We start from the raw sequence: 20,695 nt of genomic DNA, 5'->3' as shown, positions 1-20,695 counted from the left end.
ATTTATTTCGTCATACTGGTATTACTTAATTTAGCACTGATTTCGCGCAGCAACTTCACTTCCTCTGATGGTTCCTCTACTGCTGCTTCTATAACTTCCTCTACCTCTTCAGCACGGCGCATTTTATTGACACCTCTAACCATCATAAAGATGATGAAAGCTAAGATTAGAAAGTTAATAAGTACGGTAATAAAACTACCATAAGCCAATACAGGTACACCTGCCTCCTTGAGCGCATCATAAGTCATAGCGATACCATCAGGTGCATCGCCTAAAACTAAGAACATATTTTCAAAATTAATCTCGCCGCCAAAGATAAAAGCGACAATCGGCATAATAATATCATCTACCAAAGATTTTGTGATGGTAGCAAAAGCCCCGCCGATGATGACACCGACTGCCAAATCCATCACATTACCCTTAACAGCAAACTCTTTAAACTCTGAAACCATACTCATTGTTTTTTCCTCAAAATTTATCTACAAACCAATAGATATTTATATAATTAGTGTCACATTTAGCTTTCATGTTAATAATTGAATACATTAATGCCACTATTCATTCTGTCTGTATTTTTCCAAGATTACAACACAAAAAAAGCAGTATAAAGTGAACCACTAATAGCTCACCTTATACTGCTCATTTTTGAATCACTTAGTGCCAGCAAAACTACTGACACTAAGTGTTTGCGTCAAACATTAATATAATGAATTACTCAGTAACTCACTTATTGATATTAAGCACCTTTCTTACCACGGCCATGACGCTTACGCTCACTTTCAGTCAAGTAGCGCTTACGAATACGTACTGCTTTTGGCGTTACTTCGACTAGCTCATCGTCTTGAATAAATTCAAGCGCTTGCTCAAGAGTGAACTTCACTGCTGGCGTCAACGTCAATGCTTCGTCAGTACCACTAGCACGTACGTTGGTTAACTGTTTAGCAGTCGTTGGGTTAACAGTCATATCATCGTTACGAGAGTTAAGACCAACAATCATACCTTCATAAACTTCAAGCTGTGGCTCAGCAAACAACTTACCACGTTTCTGTAGGTTAAATAGAGCAAAACCTAGGCAAGTACCATTTGCCATAGAAACTAAGACGCCGTTAGAACGACCACCAACATCACCGATCTTCTGTGGACCGTAATGTGAAAAGCTCGAGGTCATGATACCACTACCTGAAGTCAGGGTTAGGAACTCAGAACGGAAACCGATCAAGCCACGCGCTGGTATGGTTGCCTCAATACGCATACGGCCTTTACCGTCCAGCTCCATGTTAGTCATCTCGCCTTTGCGTAGACCAACTTGCTCCATGATAGAACCTTGATGCTCTTCTTCGATATCGAAGACAACGTTTTCATATGGCTCTTGTAGCTTACCATCAACTTCTTTAACGATAACTTCTGGGCCAGAAACACCTAGCTCAAAACCTTCACGGCGCATGTTTTCGATAAGTACTGATAAATGAAGCTCACCACGGCCTGATACTTTGAATTTGTCAGGAGACTCAGTGTCTTCTACACGCAATGCTACGTTATGAATCAACTCACGCTCAAGACGCTCACGAATGTTACGTGAAGTCACGAACTTACCTTCACGACCAGCAAATGGTGAATTATTTACTTGGAAGTTCATAGATACTGTAGGTTGATCTACCGTTAGTGCTGGTAGTGCTTCAACGTTGTTAGGATCACAAATAGTATCAGAGATGTTTAGTGCATCGATACCTGTTATACAAACGATATCACCGGCTTGTGCATCTTCAACATCAATACGATCCAGACCATGGTAACCCATGATTTTTAGGATACGGCCGTTACGTGTCTTGCCATGCTTATCAATAACAGTCACTGGCGTATTAAGTTTAACTTTACCACGCTGAATACGGCCAATACCGATTACACCAACAAAGCTATTGTAATCAAGGCTTGAGATTTGCATACGGAACGGAGCATCAGCATCAACCTGTGGAGGCTGAACAACGTCAACGATAGTTTTGAACAATGGGGTCATGTCGTCAGCTAAATCGTCTGCTTCTAGACCTGCAATACCGTTCAATGCTGAAGCATAAACAACTGGGAAATCAAGCTGCTCATCGTTTGCACCTAGGTTATCAAACAAATCAAAGATTTGATCCATTACCCAATCAGGACGTGAGCCAGGACGATCGATTTTGTTGATAACAACGATCGGCTTTAGACCTTGTTCGAATGCTTTTTGCGTCACAAAACGAGTCTGAGGCATTGGACCATCAACAGCGTCAACAACCAAAAGTACGCAGTCAACCATAGACATTACACGCTCAACTTCACCACCAAAATCGGCGTGACCTGGGGTATCTACAATGTTGATACGGTATTCAGTTTCTGTAGTTTTGTCTGTCCAGCGGATAGCTGTGTTTTTAGCCAAAATGGTAATACCACGTTCTTGCTCAATATCACCTGAGTCCATTGCACGCTCAGCAATGTTTGCACGGTCGCCAAAAGTACCAGACTGATGTAATAACTTATCAACCAAAGTTGTCTTACCGTGGTCAACGTGGGCAATAATTGCAATGTTACGCAGGTGTTTGATATCGTTCGCCATATAAAATGCTCGTTTCGTCTTAAAAAAATGCAGTAGCAGTAAGCGCTGCTGAATAAACTTTCATCATCAATCAGATAGATATTGAATCTAAGATGATGCAAAAAAGAATGCTATCAAATAAAAAAGTTCAATACAATCAAATATCTATACTGACGAATTCATCATACAGATTGCTATGCTAATGTACATGCTGTTAATTTACAGAATGTTTGGGTGGCTAGTATAACATTATTGATTCATAAATTTATGTAATAACTCACTTTTCTCAATACATAAATAAAAAAAAGCCACCCATTGGGTGGCTTTTTTTGTAACTGTATATTTAACTATACGGTTATTTTGCTAATACTTATTGAACAACCATATCTTTAGTTTGTTCAACAGTCATTGTTTTGTCACCAGTGATGATGGCATAAACACGACGGTTCATAGCACGACCTTCTTCAGTGTCGTTTGAAGCGATTGGGTTGTTGTAACCATAGCCTACAGTTGATAGACGGTTTGGAGCGATACCGAATTCGTTAGTTAGCATAGATTTAACAGCAACGGCACGAGCTTCAGATAGACGTTGGTTATAACGTGCTGAAGGACCAGTCTTAGAAGCATGACCTTCTACACGAGCGGTAGAGTTAGGATACTCACGCATCTTCTCTGCTACTTTAGCGATTTCTGGCTTGTACTGGTTTTTGATAGCTGACTTGTCGTTATCAAAGAATACACGTAGTTCCATTTTCAGTTCGTCAGTAATGTCTACTGGTACTGGGCAACCGCGCTCATCAACTACAACGTTCATTGGAGTGCCTGGGCATGCATCGATGCTATCAGGTACGCCATCACCGTCAGAATCAAGATCAGCTTCAACAACAACTACTGGAGTGTTGTCAACTACTGGCTCTTGCATAGGTGGTACTGCTACTGTAGGTGCTAAATGGCCACCTAATACTACTTCTAGACCGGCCAAAGCCATGCCTTCCCACCAGTTGTTGTCAAAGTTATGAATCGCACGAGCTTCACCACGTAGGCTTAGCGCGTCATTGATGCGATACATAGCACCTAGACCTAGGTTACCAATAGTGTCTTTAGATTCTGACACTTCAGTACCAGCAGCAACTGTATTACCGTTGCTATCTTGGTACTCTTCTTGGTTTTCTACTTTAATCTTAGATTGACCAGCACCTACTAATACGTATGGCTTAAGTGCGCTATCAGTGTAACCAGTGAATTCTTCAGTACCGATCAAGAAGTTACCAGAAATCATAGTCTGTTCGATATCAAAACGGTTAGCACCAGATTCCGCTGAGGCTTCAGAAGCTTCGCCGTTTGCATCAGATACGCCATACTCTACTTGGAACTGAGTAGAAGGAGTAAGTTCGATACCTAGTGCAGCACCAGTGTATAGGCTGCTTTCTTTGGCTACGCCACCATTATCGTTGCCTAGACGATCTGTATTATTCTGCAGGTTCTGACCAGTGGTAAGAACTTCGCGCTGTTTGTCAGCTGTATCGCCGAACTCTTCATCAACCATGTGATAACCAAGAAGCAACGGGCTAATAGTAACACCAGCATTAGCTGCCATCGGTGCAGCCGCTACAGCAACAAGGGCTAGAGCTATTTTATTCAATTTCATGGACTTCCTCCAAAGGATAATTTTAGTGATGCATTAAGCAAAACCGATTCTCAAGACGTACTAAGATAGACATCTCTTACGCATTTTAAGTTACAAAGCAAAACCAATTAAGGAGTAGCTTAGCGATTATTAATTCAGTTTACAACTTTTTTCGTTAACGAGCTACACATTATTACACGATAATGTTGTAACTAAAACACAATAAACAGTCTAAGTTACCCAGAACTAACACACCTTACGCTTCTTATCTTTTACACATCAGTTTGCGATAGATGAATAGTCTATTGATAGCTATTTTCTTGAAGCATTTTATTACAATTAGAATTTTTTCTCTATTGCTAATGTCGATCTTTCACTAATTGAAACATTTTTTGACAGTCGCTATATATTACATATATATTGTAAAAAACCAATATTCTTCTGAAAATCAAGTAATTAGGTGTTGTATGTGTTTTATATATAGTTAAGTCAGAGAAAGTTTAAAGAATTTGGACAATTGGTTTGCTTAAAAGACAGTCAACACAAGGATGTGTGAGACGTTGTTTTCTACTTAAATGACAAACAGCTATAGGATGTAGCGCATTATGAACTTACTTCATAAGGTACTGGCCCATTATAAGAGAATAGCCATTTTTACCCTTTGTTTACCTATTTGCAGAAAAGACGGATATGGAATTGATAAGTTTTTAGCTATTGCATCTGGGTTACTCAATAAACTATTTAAGTTAATCGATTATAGGAATCCATCCCTTCAAAACAATAATGCTTTAAATGCTAAGCAATCAAATGGCTTTACTCTCGTTGAGCTAACTGTGACGACAATGGTATTGGGAATTATCGCAGCTATTGCAGTGCCAAGCATCTTAACGCACTTAGCACGAATGGAAGCCCAACGTGTTAAGCATCAGTTAGAGAATACCTTATCCTTAGCAAAGGCCGAAAGTTATATAAGCCGGCAGGATGTCTTAGTTTGTTTATCGAATGATGCACAGCAATGCCATAGGAACAGTGATAAAACGCTTCTGCTATTCGTAGATAAAAACGACAACAAGCATTTTGATTCTCAAGTAGACACGTTATTAGCGCAGCAATCTTTAAACCTAAGATATAGTACAGTGAAGTTAAGAGTTGGCGGTAGGCGTCACTATACTAAGTTCTGGGGCGATAGCGGCAGACCACGCGGACATTTCGGTCATATAAAATACTGTCCTACCTCTTCTTATAATAAGTCAATGTACCAAATCTCTTTTAACCAATCCGGTATCGTCAAACATAAACTTAACGTAGACCACCCTACGAAATGTAATGGGTAATAGATGCCATATATGAAAAACTATTTATACATGGCTTCTTTCATCATTGTCACAGCGCTTTCTAGTCCTACGAAGACCGCATCTGCAATAAGTGCGTGACCAATATTTAACTCATAGATACCATCAATCTTTGCAATAGCATTCACATTGTCACACGTTAGACCATGACCCGCGTTAATAAGCAATTTATCGTCTAGGCTCTGTGCTGTAGCTACTGCTTGTTCAAGTCTTTTAAGTTCAGCCAACTGTACGTCAGTATCATTTGCTAAGCCTGCTTCGGCATAAGCACCAGTATGCAACTCTATTGCGTCTGCGCCACACTCTATTGCGGCTGCAATCTGCTTGTCATCAGGATCAATGAATAAGGAAACCTTAATATTAGAGGCTTGCAGTTTATGAACATACTCTTTTAGAGATATGACTTGCCCTGCAACATCAAGACCACCTTCTGTCGTTAGCTCTGCACGCTTTTCAGGTACTAGACATACCCAAAAAGGTTTAACTTTGCAGGCAATTGCAAGCATCTCATCAGTTGCGGCCATCTCTAGATTCATTCTCGTCGACAACTGCCCTGCCATTTCATAAACATCAGCATCTTGTATATGACGACGATCTTCACGTAAATGTATAGTGATACCATCTGCCCCTGCCTTTTCGCACAGTAATGCAGCAGCTAGAGGACTTGGATAACTCACACCGCGCGCTTGACGAAGTGTTGCCACATGATCAATATTCACGCCTAGCAAAGGTTTTTTTGTATTGTTTTCAGATGAGGTAGATACAGAGATACTCATAAAAATCCTTTGGACAATTAAGCCTAACTTATATAGTTGATACTACGATGATATTTGAGAATGCAGTTATTGATAACGCTGCTGTTGCTGCCATAACAGACGACTTTGTAGCGGCTGATAATCAAGCAAATGATCAATAAGATGTCGATGTAGTTTTGACCAATGGCTCAGCGTCTGTTCAGTAATACCTAAACGTGCCATTTCTATAATATCCGCACCCTTAAAAACAGTCTGTCCAGACTCACTGGCTAAATGCTCAGACTTTTCATTATGTACTAATACAGGGAGCAAACCTATATCCGGTAAAAAGCGGTAAGTACAATCATACTCGATGGGATCTTCAACGTTGTCATGCGTTAACGTTAAAGTAAATCCTAATTCGGTAAATAGATACTGCTCAAACTGACGTAAACAAAGGCGAAGCTCGCTATTACTTAAGGGCTGCTTGAGTTGTTGTAAACTAATTTGATAATGCTGCCATAGTACTGGCATTGGATCTTCAGTAGGTAACAGCCGCCACAGAATCTCGTTTATATATAGTGCGGCATACTGATGTTGGCCGCCGATATTAGCGTAAGGTACGGCTTCTAAGACAGCAGGTGTACTGTCTTTTTGAACACTGTCAGCTTGAGTATTATCTTGCGAAGCAATATTAATTTGACTAAAGGTTTTTAGGTCACGTTTGCCTGTAGCAAAAAGCTGTAATGGCATAAATAGCGGCGCGCCTTTTTTCCCAACACCATGTATCACACCGTGTTGTTGAGAAAAAAGATAATACAAAGCGCGTTTTTCTTGATAAGGACGCTGATGCAATAAATACCCGACGAGCGCTTCATTACGCATTTTTTATTACCTAAATAGCTAAAAGGCAGATAGTACTTTTGAAGCGTTCGTTCTTAACCGCTATCAATAGCCCAAACTGGTCAACGCACGCTCGTCATCAGACCAACCACGTTTCACTTTGACCCACAAAGTTAACATGATTTTTTTGCCGAACAACTGCTCCATATCTTTACGAGCATCCATACCAACTTGCTTGATACGCTGGCCCTTATCACCGATAACAATGGCTTTTTGACCACCACGCTCAACATAGATAGTTGCATCAATGAAAGTACAAGCTTTGCGTGGACGCCCTGTTTTTGGATCAGTATGGGCAGGTTCGTCTTTAAACTCATCAATCTGTACGGTCAAATCATATGGCACTTCATCACCCGCACTACGCATGATTTTTTCGCGAATGATTTCACTGGCTAAAAATCGCTCAGAGCGATCAGTGATTTGCTCTGTATCATAAATAGGCGCAGCGACTGGTAAATGCGAAGCAATCACTTCTTGCAAACGATCTAAGTTTTGATTTTTTAGTGCAGATACGGGAACGATATCAGCAAAATCGAAACTATCATTGAAAGTTTCGATAAGTGGTAGCACGCTGCCTTTATCTTTTAGAGTATCTGCCTTATTAATAACCAATACGACTGTTAGATTGGTCTCACCGAGCTTTTGCAAGGTCAATAAATCATCGTCACGCCATTGATCTGAGTCAACAACAAACAGTACTAAATCTACATCTACTAGCGCCGATACCGCCGCTTTATTCATACGTTCGTTAATAGCACGTACTTCGTTGCGGTGAATACCTGGTGTATCAACAAACACTGCTTGCATTTCATGGTTTGACAAAATGCCATGAATACGATGACGGGTAGTTTGCGGTTTACGTGAGGTGATAGACAGCTTTTGACCCAATAAGTGGTTCATTAAAGTTGATTTACCCACATTTGGACGTCCAACAATGGCCACATAACCTGCTCTAAAATCATCAACCATACGAGCATTGCCACTCGGTGCAAAAAACTCTTCAATAGCCATATCATTGTCTAATGCAATATCTTCTGCATCAGCAGCATAAATCTCTTCGGTAACTTTGATATTGTTTTGGCTTGACTCAATATCTGTATTCTCACTCAAATTTTGGGTGCTATCTTCATTGTTTGATGGCAAATCAGTGTGATTGCTCATAAGTTAATCCTATAGGGTTTGTGACTAGCTGAACAGTCGTTGATGCTAAATTTATTCAGTCACCATTGAAAACGGGCTAGAAACATTTAAAGTTTTAAAATAAATAATATGTGAGGTAGTTTTAATGTATGTTTTGCAAGCTATAAACCAATCTAAGCTAATATTCTGCATCTAAAAATGCATTAATAGACATCGGCTATACACGCTTTTTCGCAGATCCTGGCAATTTATGTAATTGATTAATCATAAGCTCTGCTGCTTTCTGTTCAGCGATACGGCGGCTCTCACCAGATTCAGTAATATCAGGACAGTTATTGATATTGACATGGCAACGTACAACGAAAATTTGATGCGGTGCATTACCACGCGTTTCCATGAGCTCGTAATTAGGCAAGTCAAACTGTTTAGATTGTAGCCACTCTTGTAACCGACTCTTGGCGTCCTTTAGCGCTTTTTGGTCGTTGACATTATCAATCAAATCACCATACCAAGAGAGAACACATTTACGAGTAATATCCATATCTTTACTGTCTAAATAGATAGCACCAATCAGAGATTCTACCGCATCCGCCAGTATGGAAGCACGATTACGACCGCCACCTTTGCGCTCACCTACTCCTAATATAAGATGGTTAGATAGCTCTAAGTTTTGGGCGATAATTACCAATGACTCTTGGCGCACCAATGTCGCACGCATACGCGTTAAGCGCCCTTCGTTTTGACTAGGATAACGATGATATAAAGCTTCACCCACAATCATCCCTAACAGTGCATCACCTAAAAACTCTAGGCGCTCATAGTTTTTTTTGCTATCAAATGAGCGATGCGTTAATGCAAGTTTAGGAAGGCTCAAGTCATTGAACTCGTAGCCTAACTTACGCGTTAATACTGCTAACCGCTGAATAAATTCTGAGCTAACAACAAGCGTGTCAACAGACGTACTATTTTTTTGGGAAGTAGGAACCGCTTGAGAATGGTGCGAAGTTGGTTTCATGCGTGGTTTGTGGTTATCCCTTCTGCTTGACAGATTTAGTTTAATAATATTATTTGATATATTTTATAAAATAATGAATGTGCTATGTCGTACTATTGCGACTTACTCTGCTGTCGCCATCTCGATGTTACCTTCAAAACGGTTTATGATGTCGACATTGCTAAAAAAGTTATTAGTTACTGCATATTCTTTATAAATAGCCAATTGACCTGTTTTTTTATCGGTAAAGGTAAATACATCTTCTGCCTTGGTATCATAGTCAGCATTGATAGATAACTGTTTGTTGACACGTTCAACAAATTGCTTGGCTGTTTCGTTATTATTATTGGCTTCTTTTAGCTGTGCACTTAATACCTTGGTCAATTGGTAGTCGCCAATTTGAGCTGGTACGATAGCTACTGTCAATTTAGTCGCAATACCCAAAAGCATAATAATGAGAACAATGTTTGTCACACTGGCACCGCGCTGCGTAGCCAAACCAGATAATTGCTGCATTATAAGATCCTTCTAAAGATAAACGACTATTTCGAATAAGTGTATAAATAATAAATAGCCATTAATTATTTATCAACGATATTAGCATAAAACTATTATCAACCAATCAACCTCTAGACAATCTCATAATCTTAATTGATAGTACCATTACGTTCAAATGTCGGTAAGTTTAGACCAGGTGGTTTATGCATCCAGATATAAACTGCCTTACCTGCTAGGTTTTCATCCGGAACAAATCCCCAAAATCTACCGTCTGCACTGCGATCTCGGTTATCACCCATCACAAAATACTGATCTTCTGGTACGTCAATGCGCCACTCTGTACCTTCCGACTCAACCACCTCTGGTGATTGTTGTTGTAAAAATGGCGCGTATTGTGAACTGTTCATACCGTCCAAATAGCGCACGAGATGCTTGTTGTCACCTTGTATTTCTTCAAAATATTGTGCCGCGTCTTCTTCTTGCTGGCCCATTGCAGAAGCACTCTCTTCGGTCAGCACTTGACCTGGACCAACCTGGCCTGGTAAGTATAGCTGTGAAGTCAATTCAGCATTTGCCGCGAAATCTACAGACTTAGTCTCAACAGGTACATCATTGATAGACAGCGTGCCTTTACTATAACTTACCGTATCGCCAGGTAAACCGATAACACGCTTAATATAATAAATGCTCGGGTTTTCAGGGTAGCGGAACACTGCCACATCACCATGCTCAGGTTCACCAGTGTTTAGAACCTTATTATAGGTTAACGGCAAGCGCACGCCATATGCATACTTATTGACAGCAATAAAATCACCTGTATATAGCGTCGGTACCATAGACGATGATGGAATATTAAATGGCTCAATTAAAAATGAGCGTACTATCAATACCACTGCTAACACAGGGAAAAAGTCATAAGCCCAGCGAACTAGTAAGCCTTCTTGACCTCGACCACGAGTTTTGCGCTGTTTGAGCGCTAGCTTATCTAACAGCCAAACAATTCCTAGGACTATAGTTAACGGCACTAAAATTAAATTAAAATCAAAATCCATACCAAATTGCCTATTAACGAGTGGCTTATCTAACACCTTTACGATAAGACTCACTACATTTGACTGTTATCTACAATGGCTATCTTAAATTAAGCTCAATAATTAGCTATCAACTTGCAACACAGCTAAGAAGGCTTCTTGCGGGATTTCCACATTACCTACTTGCTTCATACGTTTTTTACCAGCTTTTTGCTTAGACAGTAGCTTTTTCTTACGTGACACATCGCCGCCATAGCATTTTGCTAATACGTCTTTACGCATAGCTTTTACCGTACTACGACCAATGATTTGGCTACCGATAGCCGCTTGAATGGCGACATCAAACATTTGACGTGGAATCAACTCTTTCATCTTAGTCACCAGTGCATTACCACGATAACGTGATTGGGTTTCGTGCACGATCATCGCTAAGGCATCAACTTTATCGCCATTGATTAGTACATCAACTCTTACTAGCTTGTCAGCTTGATAACGCTCGAAGTTATAATCTAGCGATGCAAAACCACGTGAGACTGACTTTAGGCGATCAAAGAAATCCATGACAACTTCGCCCATTGGGATATCAAATATCAGCTGTACTTGTCGACCCATAAAACGCATATCAACTTGAACACCGCGACGCTCAATACATAGCGTCATTACATTGCCTAAGAATTCTTGCGGTACCAAAATTTGACAGCGGGCAATTGGCTCACGGAATTCTTCAATATTGTTTGGCTCAGGTAGATGTGATGGATTATCTACATAGATTACATCACCGTTCTTTTTCTCAATTTCGTAAATAACTGAGGGCGCTGTAGTAATCAAGTCCAGATCGTATTCACGCTCTAGACGCTCTTGGATAATCTCCATGTGCAACATACCCAAGAAGCCACAACGGAAACCAAAGCCAAGCGCATCCGACGTATCTGGCTCAAAAAACAGTGACGCATCGTTAATTTGCAGTTTTTGCAAAGCTTCACGGAATTTTTCGAAATCACTCGAATCTACTGGGAACATACCAGAATAGACTTGTGGCGTGACTTGCTTAAAGCCTGGGATACGATCCACATCAGGGGTCTTAGCATGAGTGATAGTATCGCCTACTGGTGCTCCAGCAATATCCTTAATACCCGCAATAACAAAGCCAACTTCCCCTGCTTCTAAAACACCCGTATCTACAGGCTTAGGCGTAAAGACACCAATCGAGCCAACCAGATGTGCCTCTTGAGTCGATTTGATATATAACTTGTCACCTTTACGTATAGTACCTTCACGCACCCGTACCAATGAGACCACGCCCAAATAATTATCGAACCAAGAGTCAATAATTAGTGCTTGCAGTGGTGCTTCACGGTCACCAGTCGGTGCCGGAATAAACTCTACCAATGCTTCTAGCAGCTTATCAACACCAAGACCAGATTTGGCTGATACTCGCGGTGCATCAACTGCATCGATACCGATAATATCTTCAATTTCTTGAATGACGCGTTCAGGCTCAACTTGCGGCAAATCAATCTTATTTAACACCGCCATGACTTCTAAGCCTTGATCAACGGCTGTATAGCAATTGGCCACTGACTGCGCTTCTACGCCTTGAGCGGCATCAACAACCAATAGCGCGCCTTCACACGCTGCTAATGAGCGCGACACTTCATATGAAAAGTCGACGTGACCAGGGGTATCAATAAAGTTAAGCTGATAGCGCTCACCATTTGGATGATCATAAAACAGTGTTACTGACTGTGCTTTGATAGTGATACCGCGCTCACGCTCAATATCCATCGAGTCGAGCACCTGCGCCTGCATCTCGCGATCTTGCAAGGCACCGCACATTTGAATAAAACGATCGGCAAGCGTCGACTTACCATGATCAATGTGGGCAATGATTGAAAAGTTACGAATATTGGCTAATGCAGTCACAAAGCGCCTACTAAATTAAGGGTGATAGAATAATAAAACTAAAAAATAAATATTGTCAGACACAATTGATAAGATGCTTGTACTTCTTTGAAGGTCAACCGTTATAACAAGTCGATTCGGCTAATACTACCGTCTAAAATCCATAGCCAAGCACATTAACTCTTATGCGCAGACATAAAAGAGTATTCTAGCAGTTTTCCACTGCAAAGTAAGGCGATTTTGTTAGAAGAGATGTGACTTACAGATGAAATGACAAGCTAAAAAAGGATAACGCAACAATCGTTACACTTGTTGAACTTCGTTTCTTTATATAGATACCATTATAGTTACTATGACTTCTTAGAAGGAAAAGCAAATAAATGACTAGGGTAAATTGGTTTTAGACATATCTACGTCTGTCGTTTCACTGCCAATTTGGTACAGATACTTATACATCCATGGCGATCTGCCATAAAAAGCACCATTTATTTGAGTTTGCTCTATCAGGTACTCACGAAATCTCAAATAGAATTCATTATCTGGACCCTTAGGCTGCTGCCAAAAATCATCAAGCGGCTTTTGATCTGTTAGCTTAGGAATATCGTAAATTGCACGACCCATAACCTTAGTGGGTTTTTTATGATAAACCGACTGCAAGCCTGTCGTACTGTTAATAGTGACCATGCCAATACTATATTTCATCAAAGTTGGCAGGTGCATATCACAACCATAGAAAACACGATGAGATACTTGATAGCGCTCAGCTAGGCTAGCTACCAGCTCCCGATAGTCTCTATGACCACGATCCAATGGATGATGTTTAAACACGAGTAACTGTTTTTGCTTAGCAAAATTTGCAAAGCTTGCGATAGACTCGTCAATGAACTGTACCACATCACGATAATCACTATGATGGGTAATCTGTGAGTCATTATGTACTTGTAAACTAATCAAAAAGTAATTGTTACTTTCTTGTTTGGTCAGTCTATTTTGCAGGTATTTATCTGGCAAATATCCTCGTAGCTTCCGCCACGGTGCTTTTAACCAAGCGATGGCCTCTTGCCAAGCAGTCATACCACGATAATGCGAATAATGTGGGTAACGGTTTTTGAAAAGCCAAGCAATGATGTAATAGACGATAGCTGCGATACTTAAGCGATAAAATCGATTATGTGTGTATAGAGGCTGATCATTCGCTTTCTTAAGCGCTTTAATCTCAGCAGTGTTTAGGCGTGAATAACCGTTAATTCCATGTTCTTGCAAGGTAATGTAATCAGGACGTAAGTACCCCTCTTCAAATACAAAGAATGAAATACCCAGCTTTTCACTAACACATGCTGCTTGAGTATGATGCGGTCGACAATCGCCAAAGCATACAATCGCATCAATGGCATTTTCTTTAATGAACGCCTGCAACCAAGAGGAGAATTGCGCTAACGTATCGGTATATTCGTAGGTATTGTCGTGATGATAAAAAAAGGCATCGCCTGCATTAAAATTGATTTTGCTTACTTTAATGTCTTGAGTTTGCAAGAATGAAGAAAATCGATTAAAAAACCCACCCATTTTTCCTTGTAGTAGCAAGACATGTCGATGAGTAAGCAAGTGAGACATCGAAGCTGCCATAATACAGGGCTACCATTAAATGAGAAAATAAGAGATAAGAAAGGTCGTGCAACTGTGTGAAAACACATAGCGTAAAAGTGATTATACCGAAAAAGCACCTATTTGTCGCAATGCAATTATACGGTGCTACTCTAATAAATTAACGAGACATTTTACGTAATTTCTGTTGCCATCGATGACGCTGCTGCATAAAACGTATAGTCGCGTGACGTTTCAATTTTGTAGATAAAGACGAGGTCACAGTCTTAGCTGAACTATTTAAGGTATTAGCCATTTTAGATTGCGATTCTTCACTATTCGCAAGCAGATGTAAATCTTTGGGAGGATACAAATAATCGATCATCTGCTCTACTTGTGCCAGCCCATAGCCGTCAGGCAGACGATACAACGGGTAACATATAAGCGCGCCATATATTAGCTGCTCAAGAGTTAAAGGTATATCTCGTTGACGCCTTTTTAGATAGGTATATTTCGGTAACGACTGCCCGTCAATATCTGTGGTCAATCCCCAACCTGCATAAAACGGCAATCCATAACAGGTAACGTCTAACCCTCGCAGCAACGCTTCAAAACCAGTCAATGAGCTGATCGTATGAACCTCATCCACCCATTCTAAGCAATCAGGCATCGCAGTATCATAGGCAACCGCTTGAACTTGTCGTAGATGAGCTTCTGATACTTTACCTGCTCGCAGTCCCGCTTCGACATCAGGATGCGGCTTATAAATTAAATAAGCGTCTGGGTTATCTTGTCGTACACGTTCGATCAGACCACTGTTTGTCTTTATTGTAGAGCCGCAGTACTGTACTGACAAATCGTCCTCTACCTGACCGATAATAAGGACGCGACGTCTCCCAGATATTTTGGCATCCTGCATCCACGAATTATTTTGGATGCTAGAAACATCTATACTCGCCCCAACATTGTATTTACTTACCCGCTGATTCAGCAGTTTATCTTGCAGTTTTTTTACGCGAAGACGCTGTTCAGAACTCAATGGCTGATAGTTTTGTAGCAATGTTTCTAAATCTGAAGGCTGGGTCGCATCGTAATAAATACCTTGTTTGTCTATCACAACGGACAGTGGTGCCAGTAAAGTAGCACCTAAACCATTTGATCGGATAAACCCATCTTCCATACAATAAATAGCTGGCATATCCGAGCTTTGCTCAACAAGTCTACTTTGTAGCTTCTTCTGTACTTGCTGACGTTTGGCCAAACCCCATACCAATAAAGGCTGTTGGTAGTTGACACGGAAATGGTCTGGATGTAGAAGGTTTTTTAGACGTGGCTTTGGTTTAACGAATAATGTCGTACGTGGTAGGTCTGTGAAAGCTTTGACAAATGGCAGCTTCCAACGGCTAAACTCATATACAGTCAAATCGCCTTCAAGGCGCGCTTGCCACAGTCGATTGATCACCAACCACTCAATGGCTGTATCGATATCACAAGCTTGTTTCGTTGCTGGATCTACATAACGACTGTAATCAATATAAGCACTATAAAATAATGTTTCTAATGACGTTTCAAGCGTCTTATGTGACGTTGTAGGAAACACTGCTGAGTTTGACAAATCCCTATTACTGAGAAGTATCTCAGCTGATGCTAAGCGACGTTTCTGAACTGATTTAAGTAGACTTTTGGGCGCATTAGCGTCATTGGTCAGCCCCCAACCGCTATACCAACTGACCCCGAAGCAATGCACTTTTTTACCTAGCATTAATGCTTCAAAGCCCATATGTGAGCTGACGGTATAGACATCATTTACTTGTTTAAGCAGTTCAATAGGATTGAGAGACTCAGTCAATAGCCTAACGTTTTTAGGCAGTTTTAAGTTGGATAAGTAGCCTAATTTTGATGCAGGATGAGCTTTTATCCAAATATAGGCATTAGGATGATTACGGCATGCAGACTTTAGCATCTTCTTAAACTGACGTTTATTCGCACCAGCGCCTTTAACAGAGGCATCACCTGCTACTTGGTCAATCAACAGGATGTGTGATTGTGCAGCATTTTCCTTTTCGTTAATATTTTCTTCATTAATCAATTTATCCAACGAAGGACAATCGATTATGGAATTATATTTACTCAGTTTTTCTTCGCATATACGTGCCATCAGATGACGAGCACGGGCCTCGCCTGCTGCGCGATCATTACTAGTACTCTTGGTACGCTCAACAATCAACTGCTCAAGACGTGAGTATTGCGTCATATCAAAGTAGATGCCAATGTCATCGACAACCACGCTTAAGCCGTGGCGACTACTAATACCTGAATCCAATGAACGCAAAAATCCATCTTCAATACTTAAGGTGTTCAGGTCCTGACGGGTGGCAGCTTTATCAGCTCGTTGGAAGCTTTTCTTGTGCCCCCATCCGATAAATGCCTCAGGTTGTGGTTTTTTCTTGCGATTTACTACACTTTGCTGCAAACCTGACCACGGATACCAGCGCTGAATATCAGCTTGCAACACTTGCGAGAGTAGCAGGTTGTTGCGGCACATACCTTTACCAACTACTGCCAGTTGCTTTGGTGATTGGTACTGTGACGATGGCGAAAGTAGCGCATGATCAGAGGTAGACATAGTAGATACCTTGACTTCATTCGCTACTTCTTTTGCCATATCTTTAATACCTTTACTCGTTAATTTTGGTTAAATCTATTCAACAGTCATCGTTAAGTCATGAATAGTTAACCGTTATAGGTCTAGAACTACCTTGGCAGCAATTGCTAACTGATAAACAATCTGTGATAGACCGCGCGCAATCTCCACACGCTTAGTTTTAACTTTCGGTAATACCATAATCTCGTCACCCTGCTGGATACGATACGCAGTATTGACCACTTGGCTCGCCCCATTTTGATGAATAATTAAGATATCTTTTGTATCAGCGTTATCAGAGAAACCACCAGAGTTAGCCACATAATCGCCAACGGTATAGTCAGAATTAAAGGTAAGTGCCCCTTGTGCTCGTACTTGACCATTGACTGTAATGACTGACGTTTGTGCTGGTATCTCAATGATGTCGCCTTGTTGCAGAATAATATCCTGCCACGAATTTGGCACAACGACGATTTGACCATCCGTCTGAACATTACGAGCTTTAGCGACGAACTGCTTAACCAATGCTGCATCATCTTGACGCAATGCGGCTTCTTCACGAGTCGTTGACTGAGTGGCAAGTGTCAATTCTTCTAGACGATCGAGCGACTCGTTAATCATGCGTTTTTGTTGCTCAGCAACAGATTCACGATAGATGGTTAGATGCGTTAATTTTGCCAGCGGACTTGGCTGTAATTGTGGCACAATATCTTTTAAACGTGCGCCATATGGCACAACCATTGCGCCATTACCAGTATGTGCACCTTTTACCTGCACAGCGATAGTACCTGCGTAACGATCTGATGTTACTACCATTTGATCGCCGTTATAGACAGGAACGTTTTGGGCTTCACTTAATGAGTAGTACTCTGCCGTTTGTGCACGTCCTGCACTGCGAGTGATGCTGACATTAGTAGCATTGGCTGCCGGATTAGACACTTGCAACACATCACCAATAGTCAGATCATTCACGTCAAACTCAAAGGTATATTCATTTTGAACTTGACCGCTTACCACAAATATCTTTTTCTGAGGTGCCACAGTGATGACATCACCATCACGGAATGAAAATGCCTGTAATTTACCTGCTAGCAAAAAGTCATATAAATTGACTTGCTGTAGCATTTGACCATTGCGCTTGATTTGAATATCGATATAACTACCGCGCGTTGGGTCAACGCCGCCTGCTCTATCTAAATAAGACAATACCGAGTCTGCTGCTAGACCACCGTAATAGCCTGGCTGTTTAACAAAACCTGTGACGAACACCTTAACTGGCTGCGCCTGCTCCAGTGAAGCATAAACACCTACATTCGAGCGGTAAATACGACTCACGGCGCTCTTGACCACATTCTGTAAGCTACCATTTTGCACACCAGAGACACGGACTGGACCAACGTTCGGTAAGAAAATATTACCTTGTGGATCGACGGTCATGGTAGCCGCATACTGGTAAGCGCCCCACATTCTTACTTGAACGTTATCACCAGGGTTAATCACATAGCTGTCATTGAAGGTAGAGCCTGAAGTCGTCGAAAATGCCCCACGGAATAGTTGCTCACCGAACATCATATCTTGAGTTTTAATATCTTGATAAGGACGTGTGGTATTGATAACTGACTGGCTTGGTAAGCTTGCTGCATTAACCGCTTCTTGAGTCGTTGCTTGCCCTGGCACTGCCCCAGCAAATGCTTGGGTAGACACGTTAATATTGCTCTGGTTCTGAGATTGACTCATGTTATTGTTGCTTGTACCAAAGCCCGAACCTGATATTTGATCTGCATAACTGCTTGCAGCTATTGCAGACATACTAGTCGCCGCCATTGCCAAGCTTGTCGCTATCACGATAGAACGTGGTTTCATATTCATGAGTTATATTCCTTTCCTGATCTATCGATCATTACTGATATCTGGTTTTTCAAGATTAGCTGCGGTGATCACGGACAACTGCCATTACCAAACGTACAAATCCGTAGAGCATTAAGAGCAATGCAAGCGATGTCCAAATGAGATACGCTTGGCGCGGATATGTTGCATCTTCAGCTTCATAGGGCGTAGAGATCACAATCAAGTTTTTCATTTTCTTGAATGCTTCTAGTCTTGATTTTTCAAGCGATGACAACGACAATTTATACAACTCGGTGGCAAAATCCACATCTGCCTTGATGGTCTCAAACTGTACCGCTTGACGGTTTAATTTGGTTGTATTTGGTGATGTCAATTTGGTTTGTTCTTGAGTGATCTGCTCTTCAACGGCTTTTATCTGGCTTCTTAGTGAAACCACTTGCGGCGCATCCGGATTTAGATAACTGAGTAACTGACGCTCTTCGGTACGCAAAGAGCTTAATTGCGCTTGCAAGCTGCCAATTAACTGATTGACGATTTGCGCATTGGCTTGTGGGTCATAGATTTCGTTTTCATTCTGATAGTTTAATAGCTGCTCTTTGGCATCATTTAAACGCTCTTCTGATTCGTCTAACTGAGTTTCTGCAAACGCCAATTGATCACGAGCCACTTCTTGTGAAATGCGGTTCACAAAACGCTCAGACTCTCCTAAGATCGCTTTGTTCAGCTCAAAAGCATACTTTGAGTCAAAGCCTTCTGTTGATACCGAAAGCACATAGCTCTGCTCATCGAGATCAATGTGAACCCGTTTTTTGAAGTACTCAAGTAAATCTTCTTGGGTTGCATCAGGATCGATTTCATAAATAGGATCAGAACCATCAACATAGTAAGCGTCTCGGAACTTAAACTTACTATCGAGTCGCTTCACCATATCATTCGACAGAATATATTCCGTCAAATAGGTCGCATCTTCTTTACTGGTACTATTTACGCCCAATAGAGCTGATATGCCACCTCCAGAAGATACGTTAGTATCACTGACTTGTTTGACCACTACATCTGCAGTCGAAACGAAGCGCGGATGCGCCAGTGTCATTACATAGTATATAACGAGCAACCAAGGAAGGATGACCAAGCCGATAAACAGCGAGAAGTTAATTATCTTACTTTTTTGCTTTGTGGATATGCTTTTCATAAACCTCAATCGCTTCTGTTGTATCGTCAAACACGTGTGCTGTTTGATCCATTAGTACAATACCAATATCGCAGTTTCGTTTGATATCACCAATATTGTGCGACACTATTAAAAATCCCGCTTGTGCGCGGCGGGCCGCTAAGATCTCTTCACTACGCTTACGGAATGCTGCATCACCAACGGCACCTGCTTCATCAAGCATATAGTAATCAAAATCGAAGGCTAAGCTTAAACCGAACGTTAATCGAGCTTTCATTCCTGATGAGTAGCTTTTTACCGGCATATCAAAATAGCTGCCAATATCAGCAAATTCTTCGACAAAACGAATTTTTTCATCAATATAAGGACCACTTGAATATAAGCGACAAACAAAGCGTACATTTTGACGACCTGTTAGACTACCTTGAAAACCACCTGCCACCCCAACTGGCCAAGAAATAGTCGAATCGGTAATAACCTCTCCATGATCTGGCTCATCAAGTCCACATATAATACGTAGCAGTGTTGACTTACCAGCGCCATTACGACCAAGCAAGCCCACACTTTGTTTATCACCAATAGTCAGGTTTAAATCTTTGAACAAGTAATGACGGCCTTTCTTTGTCATAAATGACTTAGAAATATTTTTTATTTCAATCATTTACTCACCTTTCTTAATATTAGTGCTCATAATTATTGAT

16 protein-coding genes are annotated in these 20,695 nt (G+C 41.0%); 1 reads left to right on the top strand and 15 read right to left on the bottom strand.

The window, feature by feature from the left end:
* Nucleotides 1-2: 2 nt before the first annotated feature.
* The 3 genes from mscL to JMX91_RS04690 form a co-directional block, all read right to left on the bottom strand.
* Nucleotides 3-458: a large conductance mechanosensitive channel protein MscL gene (gene mscL, locus JMX91_RS04700; RefSeq protein WP_201547928.1), complete on the bottom strand. Its 456-nt coding sequence runs from the start codon at nt 456-458 to the stop codon at nt 3-5.
* Between the two features lie 278 nt (nt 459-736).
* Nucleotides 737-2,587: a translational GTPase TypA gene (gene typA, locus JMX91_RS04695; RefSeq protein ID WP_201547927.1), complete on the bottom strand. Its 1,851-nt coding sequence runs from the start codon at nt 2,585-2,587 to the stop codon at nt 737-739.
* Nucleotides 2,588-2,936: 349 nt separating this feature from the next.
* Nucleotides 2,937-4,214, bottom strand: coding sequence for an OmpA family protein (locus JMX91_RS04690; RefSeq protein ID WP_201547926.1), 1,278 nt, complete (start codon nt 4,212-4,214; stop codon nt 2,937-2,939).
* A 584-nt stretch (nt 4,215-4,798) separates the two neighbouring features.
* On the opposite strand from JMX91_RS04690, the gene JMX91_RS04685 reads away from it, so the two are divergent.
* On the top strand, nt 4,799-5,527 hold the full coding sequence (locus JMX91_RS04685) for a prepilin-type N-terminal cleavage/methylation domain-containing protein (protein ID WP_201547925.1): 729 nt from the start codon (nt 4,799-4,801) through the stop codon (nt 5,525-5,527).
* Between the two features lie 20 nt (nt 5,528-5,547).
* On the opposite strand, the gene JMX91_RS04680 is transcribed toward JMX91_RS04685, so the two are convergent.
* The 12 genes from JMX91_RS04680 to JMX91_RS04625 form a co-directional block, all read right to left on the bottom strand.
* Nucleotides 5,548-6,321 carry a pyridoxine 5'-phosphate synthase gene (locus tag JMX91_RS04680; protein WP_201547924.1) on the bottom strand — a complete coding sequence of 258 codons (774 nt, stop codon included), beginning with the start codon at nt 6,319-6,321 and terminating at the stop codon, nt 5,548-5,550.
* Between the two features lie 66 nt (nt 6,322-6,387).
* Entirely contained in the window at nt 6,388-7,164 is a 777-nt protein-coding gene (gene recO / locus JMX91_RS04675; protein WP_201547923.1) for a DNA repair protein RecO, read from the bottom strand.
* Nucleotides 7,165-7,227: 63 nt separating this feature from the next.
* A complete protein-coding gene (gene era / locus JMX91_RS04670) occupies nt 7,228-8,193 on the bottom strand; it encodes a GTPase Era (protein ID WP_227679282.1) in 966 nt (321 codons plus the stop codon).
* A 346-nt stretch (nt 8,194-8,539) separates the two neighbouring features.
* Entirely contained in the window at nt 8,540-9,337 is a 798-nt protein-coding gene (gene rnc, locus JMX91_RS04665; RefSeq protein WP_201547921.1) for a ribonuclease III, read from the bottom strand.
* A gap of 102 nt (nt 9,338-9,439) precedes the next feature.
* Nucleotides 9,440-9,832, bottom strand: a complete 393-nt coding sequence (locus tag JMX91_RS04660; protein WP_227679273.1) for a DUF4845 domain-containing protein — start codon at nt 9,830-9,832, stop codon at nt 9,440-9,442.
* 131 nt (nt 9,833-9,963) lie between these two features.
* Nucleotides 9,964-10,866: a signal peptidase I gene (gene lepB, locus JMX91_RS04655; RefSeq protein ID WP_201547920.1), complete on the bottom strand. Its 903-nt coding sequence runs from the start codon at nt 10,864-10,866 to the stop codon at nt 9,964-9,966.
* A 102-nt stretch (nt 10,867-10,968) separates the two neighbouring features.
* On the bottom strand, nt 10,969-12,768 hold the full coding sequence (gene lepA, locus JMX91_RS04650; protein WP_101204270.1) for a translation elongation factor 4: 1,800 nt from the start codon (nt 12,766-12,768) through the stop codon (nt 10,969-10,971).
* Between the two features lie 363 nt (nt 12,769-13,131).
* Entirely contained in the window at nt 13,132-14,373 is a 1,242-nt protein-coding gene (locus JMX91_RS04645) for a capsule biosynthesis protein (protein ID WP_201547919.1), read from the bottom strand.
* A 139-nt stretch (nt 14,374-14,512) separates the two neighbouring features.
* A complete protein-coding gene (locus tag JMX91_RS04640; RefSeq protein WP_227679272.1) occupies nt 14,513-16,996 on the bottom strand; it encodes a capsular polysaccharide biosynthesis protein in 2,484 nt (827 codons plus the stop codon).
* A gap of 75 nt (nt 16,997-17,071) precedes the next feature.
* A complete protein-coding gene (locus JMX91_RS04635) occupies nt 17,072-18,844 on the bottom strand; it encodes a polysaccharide biosynthesis/export family protein (RefSeq protein ID WP_201547918.1) in 1,773 nt (590 codons plus the stop codon).
* A gap of 55 nt (nt 18,845-18,899) precedes the next feature.
* Nucleotides 18,900-20,015, bottom strand: a complete 1,116-nt coding sequence (locus tag JMX91_RS04630; RefSeq protein ID WP_201547917.1) for a capsule biosynthesis protein — start codon at nt 20,013-20,015, stop codon at nt 18,900-18,902.
* Complete coding sequence (locus tag JMX91_RS04625; protein ID WP_201547916.1) at nt 19,984-20,655, bottom strand: ABC transporter ATP-binding protein; 672 nt, start codon at nt 20,653-20,655, stop codon at nt 19,984-19,986. The genes JMX91_RS04630 and JMX91_RS04625 overlap by 32 nt, the downstream gene beginning before the upstream one ends.
* Nucleotides 20,656-20,695: the final 40 nt, after the last annotated feature.

The organism is Psychrobacter sp. Pi2-1, assembly GCF_904846645.1.
Taxonomy (GTDB): Bacteria; Pseudomonadota; Gammaproteobacteria; order Pseudomonadales; family Moraxellaceae; genus Psychrobacter.
Note: the sequence above shows the minus strand (reverse complement) of the source record. Positions and strands in the feature narration are given on the sequence as shown.

Bases quoted from the DNA above. Each gene is read 5' to 3' on its own strand.
- JMX91_RS04685 (WP_201547925.1), top strand. From the start codon at position 4,799: ATGAACTTACTTCATAAGGTACTGGCCCATTATAAGAGAATAGCCATT.
- JMX91_RS04630 (WP_201547917.1), bottom strand. From the start codon at position 20,015: ATGAAAAGCATATCCACAAAGCAAAAAAGTAAGATAATTAACTTCTCG.
- JMX91_RS04640 (WP_227679272.1), bottom strand. From the start codon at position 16,996: ATGGCAAAAGAAGTAGCGAATGAAGTCAAGGTATCTACTATGTCTACC.
- lepB (WP_201547920.1), bottom strand. From the start codon at position 10,866: ATGGATTTTGATTTTAATTTAATTTTAGTGCCGTTAACTATAGTCCTA.
- recO (WP_201547923.1), bottom strand. From the start codon at position 7,164: ATGCGTAATGAAGCGCTCGTCGGGTATTTATTGCATCAGCGTCCTTAT.
- rnc (WP_201547921.1), bottom strand. From the start codon at position 9,337: ATGAAACCAACTTCGCACCATTCTCAAGCGGTTCCTACTTCCCAAAAA.
- JMX91_RS04635 (WP_201547918.1), bottom strand. From the start codon at position 18,844: ATGAATATGAAACCACGTTCTATCGTGATAGCGACAAGCTTGGCAATG.
- typA (WP_201547927.1), bottom strand. From the start codon at position 2,587: ATGGCGAACGATATCAAACACCTGCGTAACATTGCAATTATTGCCCAC.
- mscL (WP_201547928.1), bottom strand. From the start codon at position 458: ATGAGTATGGTTTCAGAGTTTAAAGAGTTTGCTGTTAAGGGTAATGTG.
- JMX91_RS04680 (WP_201547924.1), bottom strand. From the start codon at position 6,321: ATGAGTATCTCTGTATCTACCTCATCTGAAAACAATACAAAAAAACCT.
- JMX91_RS04660 (WP_227679273.1), bottom strand. From the start codon at position 9,832: ATGCAGCAATTATCTGGTTTGGCTACGCAGCGCGGTGCCAGTGTGACA.
- JMX91_RS04625 (WP_201547916.1), bottom strand. From the start codon at position 20,655: ATGATTGAAATAAAAAATATTTCTAAGTCATTTATGACAAAGAAAGGC.
- JMX91_RS04645 (WP_201547919.1), bottom strand. From the start codon at position 14,373: ATGGCAGCTTCGATGTCTCACTTGCTTACTCATCGACATGTCTTGCTA.
- era (WP_227679282.1), bottom strand. From the start codon at position 8,193: ATGGCTATTGAAGAGTTTTTTGCACCGAGTGGCAATGCTCGTATGGTT.
- JMX91_RS04690 (WP_201547926.1), bottom strand. From the start codon at position 4,214: ATGAAATTGAATAAAATAGCTCTAGCCCTTGTTGCTGTAGCGGCTGCA.